Origin of the sequence: Vibrio sp. HENC-03, assembly GCF_000305755.2 — a bacterium.
Lineage (GTDB): Bacteria > Pseudomonadota > Gammaproteobacteria > Enterobacterales > Vibrionaceae > Vibrio > Vibrio owensii.
Genome location: NZ_JH976048.1, coordinates 2184 through 14418, shown reverse-complemented (window position 1 = coordinate 14418; position 12235 = coordinate 2184). Strand labels below are relative to the sequence as shown.

Sequence of the window (12235 nt, the reverse complement as noted above, 5' to 3'; positions counted from 1 at the left end):
AACAACTGTAATTGGTAATGCAACTTCCAATTTAAAACTCCAAATTAAACAAAATCGCCTAACGCCATGTTAAGGGGTGAGCAACGCAATACCGATGTTGCTGCAACCACCTTAATCACTAAAATCAACGCATAGCGAAAATGCCACGCGTTGCGAATCCCTCTTGAACAGTTTGTTATGTACGTAGTTTAAAATGAACACCTGAGCTTTCAAATTCTATGCTCCCAAAGCCACCTACCACCTTGAAATATGATTGGTTCTTTTCAAAGTAGTCGATGTTTCCGTAGTCTTTTGAACCGTCAAGGTCTATGGTCGGCTGCATATCATTTTGATTCAAGAGCCCATTAATACTTAAAACACCCTCAAAAAGAAGAGACCCCAAACGATAGCAAGTATGCTCACCTATTTTTGGAGCTTCATAATATTTAGACTCAGGCCAGATGCTAAACTCTAGTTCAATTTCAAAAGTTTGATCATTGTAGTGCCAACCCAAAACAAATGAATCCTGAAGGTCTACACCTACGAGAAAATCCATATTTTTCTCCAAGTACATAACGCCCTGCTAAGGGGTGAGCAACGCATTACCGATGCCGCCGCATACCACCTTAATCACTAAATTCAACGCATAGTAAAAATGCCACGCGTTGTGAATCCCTCTTGAGCAGTTTGTTAGGTATTTTTACTCAACCCCATATTACGCCTCAGCACAGCTCCGGACTTTATAAGGCTTTTTTTGGAAAGTAATTTGGGGTGCAGTTGCTCTTCTGAGTAGTCTGTAGGTAAGCCAGTATCTTCACGAACAACCCAAGAAGCATATGGTCGCTTTTCGCCTAAAAACTGCTGTCCAACAGAGCGAGGCAATACTCCCAGCACTTCAGCAAAAGCACCGTAAGTAGCACGTACTTCCATTTCATTTAGGTAATCTAGTATTTTAAAAACCAATTCTTCTTTTACACCCATAATACTTGCCTATATATATAATTTATCAGGTTAAATCATTATACATATTCTAAGATAATTCGCTGTCATTGAAGCTGTTTTAACGCAAATACCTAACGCCGCATTAAGGTGTGAGCAACGCTACCACGAAGCTCAACTATGCCACCGTAAACACGAAACCCAACTGTGGAATGAAAAATGCCAAGCGTTGGGAATCACTCTTAAATGCTTTGTTATATTTTGTTTTCGTACATCTTTTTTGCTTCCGTAGCTTTGTCTAGGCGACGATGAACCAGAGACACCATTGACAAAATATCCAACGCATCAAGCTCGTCAATTTTCCAAGTAATCTTGGGAGCATGAGCCGTTGTGTTTCGGAATGTACCAAACAAACCAACTAACAAATTTACAAAACCTTTCTGCTCACTTTTTTCACTTTCAGTTTGAAGAGTGTTTAGGGCTAAATGGGGAATATGAGGAGCACTTTTGAATGCAAACGCTTCATTTACTAAATTAGCTCCATCTGAAGTTAACCCAGTTTTGTTCCTTATTTTATCAGCCACACTTTTTGTCGCTTCAAAAACAGCATGGAAATAATTGTCCACAAGCAGTTCTTCACGACAGTAATACAAAACGTCGGGATGAACATTTCTAGATACCAAGTGCTCTTTCAACTTGCTTGCTCTAGCTGCTGCCTCACTGATCGTAGAGGCTTTTGAAGAACTAGAAACTTTGCCGTTCTCGCCTAGCGAGTACCCAGCAAAACTCAATACTTGATTCAACTTAAAGCGAGTATCATTAAACCATTCTAACTTGTTGTAATGTTTCGATGGAGACATCGCTAGTTGTATAAAGTGAAGTACAGGGTTTGCGCAACCATCCTGTTCTTGTCTATTTGCAAGTGCTGAATTTAAACGCTTCCATTTAGTATTTAAGGCGTCTATATCCTCAATTTTGGCTTCGTACAACAACTTTGCAATTTCAGAGCCAGTAAACCCACGCTCCGTATCGCCAAGTATTTTACAAATAGACTCAATAGTTCCGAAGTCTAATTTCTCTAATCGTGCCATAAAACTCCAATAAAAATATAACGCCTTGCTAAGGTGTGAGTAACGCAATACAAAAGCTACCGCACAGCGCCTTAATCCCCTAAGCCACCGCATAGTAAAAATGCCACGCGTTACGAATCACTCTTAAGCAATTTGTTAGTACATGCGCTACTTCTATTTATGCGCTCCAAGATATTGAAAACTGGCATGATATGAAAGGCTTTGAGCACTGAAGTGAGACGGGCAGCTACAAAACTTTACCTCCATTGAGGGACGAGAGTTGGCTTGAAGAAAAACGCACTGAACTGCCCTATTTTTACTGGCTTCAAATTAGAAAAGGATTCGGTCCTAGTACTCCGACGACAGCATCAATTACAACCAAGGTTCTCTCAAAAGCCACCACGAAAATGAAGAAGCACCAAAGAAATAGGTTAAGAGTTAGAAACCGTAAACGGTGAAATCAAAGCGAACACTCCACATATAGTGCCACCGGATAGAACGTGAAAGGCACTAACTGAAAGGTGTAAATTCGAGCGCCAAAACAGATAAACACCAGAACTTGTGACCTTTGATGTCAAACCCGTACTAACGCCCTGTTAAGGTGTGAGCAACGCAATACCGAAGCTCCCGCATACCACCTTAACCACTAAAACCAACGCATAGTAAAAATGCCACGCGTTGCGAATCACTCTTAAACAGTTTGTTAGTCGCGAGGCACCGAGCGACAATTTTAAGCCGAACTAAACTGTGCAAACAACAAACTTTATGTGTTTTGATGCACTTAAGTCAGGCGTAGTCTCAAAGCGGTTACTCAATGAAACCACTTAGAAAAAACAGCGCCGCAGAAAACGGACTGGCAACACCAAAAAGCGCTTTTGGAAAACCAATCTCACAGTGCGGACTTTCAACAAAGTCACTGAAACCACGTGGAACTTACAACACCAGAGAAAACGTCCTTTCAGCAAGTAAATAAGCTTTTAAACCAACAAACTTACCGAGCAGATTTGCAACCAAAAACAGATTTTCGATTGCCCCGCTCTATCACCACCAAAGAACGAAACAACCGCTTGGAAAATAGCAATGCATTGATTTAGAACCGATGAAACTGAGCTTTGACCGTCGAAGATGGAACTATGAATCAAACAACCAGTAGCCAAGTTTTGAGCTTAGAAACATGATTTTGACTGCTAGCTTTTTCTGGCGACTAACGCCCTGTTAAGGGGTGAGCAACGCAATACCGAAGCCACTGCATACCACCTCATACACCAAAACCAACGCATAGTGAAAATGCCACGCGTTGTGAATCCCTCTTGAACAGTTTGTTATGTTTGTGCTGACGTAGCTAGACAAACTTATGGTTGTATAGAGGTAAAATGTTGATCACTGGTTCTTCGTAAGGGTGAATTGTTCGAATAGCATCAAGTGCAGCTTGAACTAAAGGCTCTTGGCATCTAACGTCAATTCTGACCTCTTCACCAAAGTTAATTTCACCCTTCTTGCCAGTAACAGGTTCCGAGCTTTCAGTTGGTCTCCAGAACCCTGAAATTTTTACGATAGAAATAACGCTATCATAGTCACCCACAACACCAGCGCCAACTGAGTTAAGTGCATCACGGATAGCTACAACTTCTGTTTCAGGTGCATAGATTTCTAGCTTGAATTCCATCATTTTCTCCCAAAAAACATAACGCCTTGCTAAGGTGTGAGTAACGCAATACAAAAGCTACCGCACAGCGCCTTAATCACCTAAGCCACCGCATAGTAAAAATGCCACGCGTTACGAATCACTCTTAAGCAATTTGTTAGTACATGCGCTACTTCTATTTATGCGCTCCAAGATATTGAAAACTCGCATGATATGAAAGGCTTTGAACACTGAAGTGAGACGGGCAGCTACAAAACTTAAACTCGGTTAAGAGACGAGAGTTGGCTAGAAGAAAAACGTACTGAACTCCCCTACTTTTACTGACTTCAAATTAGACAAGGATTCGATCCTCGCACTTCAACAGCAACACCAAAGAAAGACAAAGCTGACTTAGTAAAAGCCACGAAAAAGAAGAAGCACCAAAGAAATAGGCTAAGAGTTAGAAACCGTAAACGGTGAAGTCAAAGCAAACACTCCGCATATAGTGCCACCGGAAAGAACGTGAAAGGCACAAACTGAAAGGTGTAAAGACGAGCGCAAAAACAGATAAACACCAAAACTTATGACCTTTGATGTCAAACCCGTACTAACGCCCTGTTAAGGGGTGAGCAACGCAATACCGATGCCGCCGCATACCACCCTAAACACTTAAACCAACGCACGGTGAAAATGCCACGCGTTGCGAATCCCTCTTGAACAGTTTGTTATGTGCGTGCTAATTGAGGTACTTTTGCCAATGGTGCTGCCCTTTCAAAACTACTCTGTAATCTTCGTAGTCTAATGAGCTATAGAGTTTTTTAGCTGCAACATTATCGTCACCAACCTCTAATGTGATTTTGAGGTAATCATTATCACGACAATACTGTTCGATACCATTCAGCTGTGCCTTGCCAACACCTTTACCACGAAAGTTGTCCGACACCATAAAGTCATGGATATTCATCACTCTTTGCGCACGATAAGTTGAAAACGATTCAAAGCAAACCGCAAAACCAGCAGGCTTATTGTCGACAAAACTGATAAATCCGTGGAAATAAGGCAACGCAAATAGCTGAGCAGTTACTGAGAGATCTAGTTCAACTGAGAATCCAGATAGATACTCCCTAAACATGGTCTCGAATATACCTTTGTCTTCGATACGTTCTGTTTCGATACGTCTGATTGTGATTTCCATATTCATTTCCACCAAAGCACATAACGCCTTGTTAAGGTGTGAGGCACGCAATACCGAAGCTTCCGCATTCCACCTTAACCACTAAAACCAACGCATAGTAAAAATGCCACGCGTGCCGAATCACTCTTGAACAATTTGTTATGCGTATGGTTTAACGCCTAAACGCTTTATCACTTCATGACTGTGCATTACACGAGAGATGGCACTCTCGGTGAGCCACCAATTATCCCTCCGAGTACGTCGATCGTTTACAAAGTAACTGTGAAGTTCCAAATATTGAGGTAAAGCATTTTGAATAAGTACTTTGCCCGCTTTATGTGGAAAGCCGTTGTCAGTATTGCCACCGACCTTTTCGCGATTTCACTCTCTACGATAATCTCTGAAGAATATTGTGCATTCTCTACTGTATTTTTTGCATGTCGTTCTAAGATAATATCCGAATCTGGCACACCATTATCCAATGCATACTCTTTCATCGACTCAAACTCGGGCTTTTGATCTATTGCTAAGTTGCCGCCTGACAACAGTAGCTTGGAGACTTTTTTCTCCTTGTACAGTCGTACAGCAGTTGGCATCTTATATTGAGTTGCTTTGTAACTACCCAACACAACAAGCACTTCTGCATGTTGGAACTCATCTTGGTGTGTCGGGAAGACTACCTGAGTAATACTCTCGATTTCTCTTTTGTTCAATCCTAATCCCTTACACGATTGAGTGAATACGCATAACGCCCTGTTAAGGGGTGAGCAACGCAATACAAGAGCCGACGCATACCGCCTTAAACACTAAAACCAACGCATAGTGAAAATGCCACGCGTTGCGAATCCCTCTTGAACAGTTTGTTAGCCCTGTGGTTGACTAGTACATATAACCTAGCCAATCAAAATGTCCAACACCCCACTGCTTATCTCTGAGTGGTTTCACATACAGTTCATCAAGATGCTCTACAGCAACTCCAAAGTTGGTGTGCTCGTGAAGCCTTAACCAAGACTGCATGCACTGAACTTGGTAAAAGCCGTTTGTAGAGTAGAAATCATGTAACTCAGATATAAGGATTATGAAATCCACATCTTTAGTTTCAGCAAATGCCGATAATTCTGACAACATAAAAGAGCCAATACCTTTCCCTCGATAACGTTCGTCAACACAAAAGTCGATTACGCCCAGAACCTTATGTATTTCTCCGCCGACACTAACAACGCGATAATCCAGTCCAAGATAGCCAACCAGCTGTTCACCTTGAAAATGAAGGGCACGCATATGAGGCAACTGCTTAAAGTAAGAACGACTTACTTGGCTATCTGGAAAAGCTTGATTTCTTAATGCTTCGATTGCCTTATGATGCAATTCTGAAACATCTATTTCTTGTACGATTTCCATATCGTTTCCTCGAAAAGGGCTAACGCCTTGCTAAGGTGTGAGTAATGCAATACAAAAGCTACCGCACAGTGCCTTAATCCCCTAAGCCACCGCATAGTAAAAATGCCACGCGTTACGAATCACTCTTAAGCAATTTGTTAGTACATGCGCTACTTCTATTTGTGCGCTCCAAGATATTGAAAAGTGGCATGATATGAAAGGCTTTGAACACTGAAGTGAGACGGGTAGCTACAAAACTTTACCCCGATTGGAAGACGAAAGTTGGCTAGAAGAAAAACGCACTGAACTGCCCTACTTTCACTAGCTTAAAATTAGAAAAGGATTCTTTCCTCGTACTTCAACAGCCACACCAAAAGTAATCAAGGTTCTCTCAAAAGCCACCACGAAAATGAAGAAGCGCCAAAGAAATAGGCTAAGAGTTAGAAGCCGTAAACGGTGAAATAAAAGCGAACACTCCGCATATAGTGCCACCGGAAAGAACGTGAAAGGTACAAACTGAAAGGTGTAAAGACGAGCGCCAAAACAGATAAACACCAAAACTTATGACCTTTGATGTCAAACCCGTACTAACGCCCTGTTAAGGGGTGAACAACGCAATACAACAGCCGCCGCATACCGCCTTAAACACTAAAACCAACGCATTGCGAAAATGCCACGCGTTGCGAATCCCTCTTGAACAGTTTGTTAGGCGAATTTCCCAAGTCTTTCGCTATCTGGCACCTGTTGGTTTAAGGTAGCTAACTTTGATAACGCAATTTGATATTGACCATTACTAGGTAAAGGCTTGCCTGAAAATAGCTCCCAGATACGCAAACCGCTACCATTGTAAAATTCTTCAAATGTGCCATCAGGAAGAATTTTGATTACGATTGCGTGTTCTGGGCAACTTCTAAATGCGACTCGAGTAGATTGTGTCGCTTTAATTTCAACCTTTACGCCTGACGGACCTATTGCATCGAAGCCTTTATTCGATGCCGTGAGTAGCTCAAGTCCATAAGCATCGGCAACTAAACATTCGCCTAAACTACCAACCATGTGACCATCTGGAGTGAAATGCCTACCCGGAAACATATTTTCTAGCTCAGAAACTGTCTTATACAAGTCTTTGACCAAACTTCTAAATTTCTCGTGATCCAAATTAACACTCCTGTTCGCCTAACGCCCTGTTAAGGGGTGAGCAACGCAACACCGAAGCCGCCGCAAACCACCTTAATCACAAAATTCAACGCATAGTAAAAAATGCTACGCGTTGCGAATCCCTCTTGAACAGTTTGTTATGTGATTATTTATCACCTTCAGTCACAACTCTTTGACCATGAAAATTCCATTTTATGCGCATATTTATTTTACTTGGTGATTTTGCCTTGAACTTTTCGACTTTTGGGCATCGAGTTATCAAACCTTCGCTATATGTAGGTAGTAGCTCTCCAGACGGAACATTACACTTTGAAATAACATTTCCATCATCATCAAAAGCTTCAAAATCTACATAGACATTGCGCCATATATCTGTACCTCTATTGGTTAACACACCAGACATCTCTACCGTCGAACCCAAATCAGAAAAACTCTGCAAACTAAAAAACAGATCATTTTCAGGATTGTAATAGCGATCCGGAAGATTGTTTGGAAATAGTTCTTTAGAGTCAATAATGTAAGTAGAGCGAACTTGATCTGCTAGCTCCTGAGCCTCGGCTAGATCTTTTATCCGGCTAGATTTAGTGATTTGATAATGTATTTCATCAACGGATGAAAAGCCTATACCGACAAGAGCTCCAATCACAATATATTTAATTAAACTTTTGAACATACTTTACCCAAAATCACATAACGCCCTGTTAAGGTGTGAGCAACGCAATACCGATGCCTCCGCATACCACCTTAACCACAAAACCTAACGCATAGTAAAAATGCCACGCGTTGCGAATCACTCTTAAACAGTTTGTTAGCTTACTATTGTCCGGACATTTCCAATAATATTGTGAGGACCAAAAGTTTGCTGTATGCCTTTTAAAGGGGATTGTTCTATTGTCAGCCATAGTAACTTGGAAAAATTATCCATCACGTCTATAGCGTATGAGAGGATATCAATTGATTCTTCTTCATCGTTCGCTTGGTTAAAAAATGCGTTAGCTTGCCGCTCAAAATCACTAAAATATTTAAAACTGTTTCGCTCATTTTTTAAATCTAGAGGCTTTTTAGGAATAGGCGCTATAATTTGTGGAAGCAATTTATTACCAAGCAACTCAATCGTTCCGGTTCGAATCCATACACGTTGTTTAGGCATGGAAAGTGGGCATGCGTGCATAACTAAATCTCGATAAACCCCTAGCTCATTCAACCAACCATTCGATGAACATATATTTTTAAAGTAGGTCTCGTAGTCTGACGACACTTCCCTATTTTTATAATACTTGTTATAAATTTTCGAAGTGGTTGTCATATGCTTCTCTCCCGACTTAACATCGAGCGGGACTACATAGTGGAACACGAACTCTGAAATATAATCTCTGAGCATACAAGCATCAAATAGAAAGTGTTGGAAGCTGTCATAAATATACGAAGAATAACCATTTTCAAATCTCTCATTATCTTCAAATCCATCTGCAACTTTGGAGTTTAACTGACGCCTATATGTTAAAGATAATTGTTGTAATGAGTTATTTAGCGTTGTTATTTGATGCTGTATCCTTTTCGACAAGTCCCATAAATGACCATTCTTACACTTATATGCTTCAAACGATATATCTCCCCACTGCCAACATGCCTCTATATGAGCCCAACTATTACTCTTGTAACTAGAATACGCTCTCCATTCTGTTGGGCTAATACCATCAATTTGATTTACATGATTAAGAAACTCAACACCTACAATTTTGCTTATTTTAAGTTTTTTGATTGCATAAAAAAGCTTGCTATAACTTGGGATTGTGAGCACAGCTTGTTGACCATCTAAGGAGTTGGGGAATATATAAACCTTATCCTTCTCATTTGGATCGTTTATGGCGTAAGCTCCCCCGATGAGATGCACTTCTCTGTATGCTACCGGCCAGTCGTTATTTACCACTGTATACTCCTAAACTAAAAAGAAAGCTAACGCCCTGTTAAGGGGTGAGCAACGCAATACCGATGCTGCCGCATACCACCTTCAACACTAAAACCAACGCATAGTGAAAATGCCACGCGTTGTGAATCCCTCTTGAACAGTTTGTTAGCTTATCTGCTTCCTTTGTAGGTAATTTCGTCCGTGTAGATACCAATATCTTTGCGAACTTCACTTAAGAACTTGAGCATATCTACACGGTAAACATGAAACTCAAAAGTGTCAGATTCAATGGAGCTATACATATAGTCTATTAAATCCATAAACATATCGAAAACATCGGAAGAAGCGAATAGTGCTAATTGTGCAGTCATATGAAGCCTTTGTTTGTCAAAGCCTCTAATGTAATCTCGGGTTAGCATTTCCTGATGAGTAATGTTGGCTACCAAATCGATCAATGGTGCAGATACTGACTTATAGAGTTCTAATTTTTGATAGTAATTTATCTGTTTATTTGCAGTTAACTCGCCTAACTTGTTTTTATATTCTTCAATCTCTAAAGCCATTTTAGACTGTTCTTTTTGTAAAATTCGTTGAGCCCACAGCTTTCCAAGAAAACTAGAAGCCCCAAGAACGATTGCAGCTCCTCCACCCAACGAAACTAATATGGCTTGAGCTATATTAAATGCACTTTCTTCCATTACTTCCTCTGATAAGCTAACGCCCTGTTAAGGTGTGAGCAACGCAACACCGAAGCTCCCGCATACCACCTTAAACACAAGAACCAACGCATAGTAAAAATGCCACGCGTTGCGAATCACTCTTAAACAGTTTGTTAACTAGCTTTGATTTAGATGTGTAACTAAATTTGGATAACGCTTCATGTACTCAACATACGACTCACCATAGTCGGTTAAGGCAAACCCTTCGCCTGTTACCTTTATCAACCCTTGGTCAAGTAGGTAAGCTATATATTGCTGTGTATCCAAATTTGCAAAAAGTAGTGAATTAGGTTTAATCTGTTGAAAATAGCCATCTACATATGTAGTAGATGCAAATAGATTAACCTGCGTATACATGTGCTCTAAAAGGACAAGTTGCGACTTGTAAATAACTCTGTTGATTGCAATATATGCATTTTGAGCAATTGTGATCACAAGTGCTTTTTCAACCATTTCAACAGCTTCAGCATCAGTCAAATTGTAGGATTTCCTATGTAATTGGTGATTCTTTAAAAGAGTTCTAGTATGTTTACTTTGGTTTTCTTCTTGGAACTTAACAACTGTCTGGTAATCTGCACTAATTTCTGTTCGTTTTACTTCGGCCTGCACTTCAACACCGCTTTTATCTTGCGAGAATTTTGCAGTAAATGCCGGCGTAGAGAACTCTGTAACACTATTTCTCTTAATAAAGCCATCTATTACTGACGCTAGTCTCCCACGAAATACCAAAGCAACAATCAAGGTTGTAACTGGCCAAGCGAGTACCTTCACTATTTCAACAATGTTCGTTGCAGTAAAAAAACAAACTGCCGTATTTTCTTCCACTCGAATTCCTCTTTAAACTGGTGCTAGTTAACGCCTTGCTAAGGTGTGAGTAACGCAATACAAAAGCTACCGCACAGCGCCTTAATCACCCTAAGCCACCGCATAGTAAAAATGCCACGCGTTACGAATCACTCTTAAGCAATTTGTTAGTACATGCGCTACTTCTATTTATGCGCTCCAAGATATTGAAAATTGAGATGATATGAAAGGCTTTGAACACTGAAGTGAGACGGGCAGCTACAAAACTTTACCCCATTGAAAGACGAAAGTTGGCTAGAAGAAAAACGCACTGAACAACCTTACTTTCACTTGCTTCAAATTAGAAAAGGATTCGATCCTCGCACTTCGACTGCAACACCAAAGAAAGACAATTCTGACTTAGTAAAAACCACGAAAGAGAAGAAGCGTCAAAGAAATAGGCTAAGAGTTAGAAGCCGTAAACGGTGAAATCAAAGCGAATACTCCGCATATAGTGCCACCGGAAAGAACGTGAAAGGCAATAACTGAAAGGTGTAAAGACGAGCGCCAAAACAGATAAACACCAAAACTTATGACCTTTGATGTTAAACCCGTACTAACGCCTTGTTAAGGTGTGAGGCACGCAATACCTAAGCTTCCGCATACTACCTTAACCGCTAAAACCAACGCATAGTAAAAATGCCACGCGTGCCGAATCACTCTTAAACAATTTGTTAGTTGGATTGCAAAACGTCTGTTCTTAAATAGTGCCTAAGAGACCTTTCCAATTTTTCTTTGACTTGATCCACAACCACAAACTGCTCTATTAAAGGTCCTTTCAACTCAGAGTGATTCGAAGGTAGTGATTTCAATATTCGTGTAAAATCATTGAATGCATGAATTGACTCTATATGGAGCAAAAATGCATCTTCTGGTAATACAAGACGGATTCTTGGCTCAAGTTTCTCCCACTCCTCGGCAAATTTATCAAGCTTCTTTTCATACGCTTCTTTAGTATCGAGGGCCCCATTTTCAGGATGGGAAATCACATCTTGTCCGGCAACTTCTTGGCAACGGCGATAGTGTTTATAATAAACATCATAGTAACTGACTATGTGTTCAATTTGTTGACCATAGCTTGTTTGAGCTGTAGATAGCTTATGTTTCAAGTTTTCCAACTCGCTCAAAATTACTGCATTCTGTTCCTGCGCAACTCTAGTTGAAATTAACTTTGCAAGAAAACTCGACAACAAGCCAATTACGACAGTAGCTCCACCGAATGAAAGTAATATCTCTTTTATTGAATCCAATGAATACCTCTTTCCAACTAACGCCGCATTAAGGTGTGAGTAACGCAATACAAAAGCTACCGCACAGCGCCTTAATCACCATAAGCCACCGCAAAGTAAAAATGCCACGCGTTACGAATCACTCTTGAGCAATTTGTTAGTACATGCGCTACTTCTATTTATGCGCTCCAAGATATTGAAAACTGACATG

Annotated in this window: 13 protein-coding genes; all 13 read right to left on the bottom strand. The window is 40.5% G+C overall.

Annotation, left to right across the window (positions count from 1 at the left end; all coding sequences use genetic code 11):
- Positions 1–175: 175 nt before the first annotated feature.
- Positions 176–535: a hypothetical protein gene (locus VCHENC03_RS0125185; RefSeq protein ID WP_021033957.1), complete on the bottom strand. Its 360-nt coding sequence runs from the start codon at positions 533–535 to the stop codon at positions 176–178.
- Between the two features lie 134 nt (positions 536–669).
- The gene (locus tag VCHENC03_RS24295; RefSeq protein ID WP_009704203.1) at positions 670–960 is read right to left on the bottom strand and encodes a hypothetical protein; all 291 of its coding nucleotides are present in this window, start codon (positions 958–960) and stop codon (positions 670–672) included.
- A 212-nt stretch (positions 961–1172) separates the two neighbouring features.
- Positions 1173–2009: a TIGR02391 family protein gene (locus VCHENC03_RS24300; protein ID WP_032801948.1), complete on the bottom strand. Its 837-nt coding sequence runs from the start codon at positions 2007–2009 to the stop codon at positions 1173–1175.
- Positions 2010–3330: 1321 nt separating this feature from the next.
- Positions 3331–3657 (bottom strand): hypothetical protein, encoded by a 327-nt coding sequence (locus tag VCHENC03_RS24305; protein WP_232310303.1) that lies wholly within the window; start codon positions 3655–3657, stop codon positions 3331–3333.
- Positions 3658–4348: 691 nt separating this feature from the next.
- Positions 4349–4807 carry a GNAT family N-acetyltransferase gene (locus VCHENC03_RS24310; RefSeq protein ID WP_009704199.1) on the bottom strand — a complete coding sequence of 153 codons (459 nt, stop codon included), beginning with the start codon at positions 4805–4807 and terminating at the stop codon, positions 4349–4351.
- Between the two features lie 248 nt (positions 4808–5055).
- Complete coding sequence (locus VCHENC03_RS0125180; protein WP_009704198.1) at positions 5056–5499, bottom strand: YdcF family protein; 444 nt, start codon at positions 5497–5499, stop codon at positions 5056–5058.
- Positions 5500–5665: 166 nt separating this feature from the next.
- Positions 5666–6187 carry a GNAT family N-acetyltransferase gene (locus VCHENC03_RS24315; protein WP_009704197.1) on the bottom strand — a complete coding sequence of 174 codons (522 nt, stop codon included), beginning with the start codon at positions 6185–6187 and terminating at the stop codon, positions 5666–5668.
- A gap of 684 nt (positions 6188–6871) precedes the next feature.
- A complete protein-coding gene (locus tag VCHENC03_RS24320) occupies positions 6872–7324 on the bottom strand; it encodes a DUF6998 domain-containing protein (RefSeq protein WP_009704196.1) in 453 nt (150 codons plus the stop codon).
- 145 nt (positions 7325–7469) lie between these two features.
- Positions 7470–7997: a hypothetical protein gene (locus tag VCHENC03_RS0125175; RefSeq protein WP_032801947.1), complete on the bottom strand. Its 528-nt coding sequence runs from the start codon at positions 7995–7997 to the stop codon at positions 7470–7472.
- Between the two features lie 135 nt (positions 7998–8132).
- Positions 8133–9254 (bottom strand): hypothetical protein, encoded by a 1122-nt coding sequence (locus tag VCHENC03_RS24325; protein WP_009704195.1) that lies wholly within the window; start codon positions 9252–9254, stop codon positions 8133–8135.
- Positions 9255–9403: 149 nt separating this feature from the next.
- Entirely contained in the window at positions 9404–9931 is a 528-nt protein-coding gene (locus VCHENC03_RS0125170; protein ID WP_032801946.1) for a hypothetical protein, read from the bottom strand.
- A 138-nt stretch (positions 9932–10069) separates the two neighbouring features.
- Positions 10070–10777 (bottom strand): hypothetical protein, encoded by a 708-nt coding sequence (locus VCHENC03_RS24330; protein ID WP_009704193.1) that lies wholly within the window; start codon positions 10775–10777, stop codon positions 10070–10072.
- 692 nt (positions 10778–11469) lie between these two features.
- Positions 11470–12045, bottom strand: a complete 576-nt coding sequence (locus VCHENC03_RS24335; RefSeq protein WP_009704192.1) for a hypothetical protein — start codon at positions 12043–12045, stop codon at positions 11470–11472.
- Positions 12046–12235 lie beyond the last annotated feature (190 nt).

Excerpts from the sequence above, each read along its gene's own strand:
- VCHENC03_RS24300 (WP_032801948.1), bottom strand. The coding sequence starts at position 2,009 with ATGGCACGATTAGAGAAATTAGACTTCGGAACTATTGAGTCTATTTGT.
- VCHENC03_RS24315 (WP_009704197.1), bottom strand. The coding sequence starts at position 6,187 with ATGGAAATCGTACAAGAAATAGATGTTTCAGAATTGCATCATAAGGCA.
- VCHENC03_RS0125170 (WP_032801946.1), bottom strand. The coding sequence starts at position 9,931 with ATGGAAGAAAGTGCATTTAATATAGCTCAAGCCATATTAGTTTCGTTG.
- VCHENC03_RS0125175 (WP_032801947.1), bottom strand. The coding sequence starts at position 7,997 with ATGTTCAAAAGTTTAATTAAATATATTGTGATTGGAGCTCTTGTCGGT.
- VCHENC03_RS24305 (WP_232310303.1), bottom strand. The coding sequence starts at position 3,657 with ATGATGGAATTCAAGCTAGAAATCTATGCACCTGAAACAGAAGTTGTA.
- VCHENC03_RS24295 (WP_009704203.1), bottom strand. The coding sequence starts at position 960 with ATGGGTGTAAAAGAAGAATTGGTTTTTAAAATACTAGATTACCTAAAT.
- VCHENC03_RS24310 (WP_009704199.1), bottom strand. The coding sequence starts at position 4,807 with ATGGAAATCACAATCAGACGTATCGAAACAGAACGTATCGAAGACAAA.
- VCHENC03_RS0125185 (WP_021033957.1), bottom strand. The coding sequence starts at position 535 with ATGGATTTTCTCGTAGGTGTAGACCTTCAGGATTCATTTGTTTTGGGT.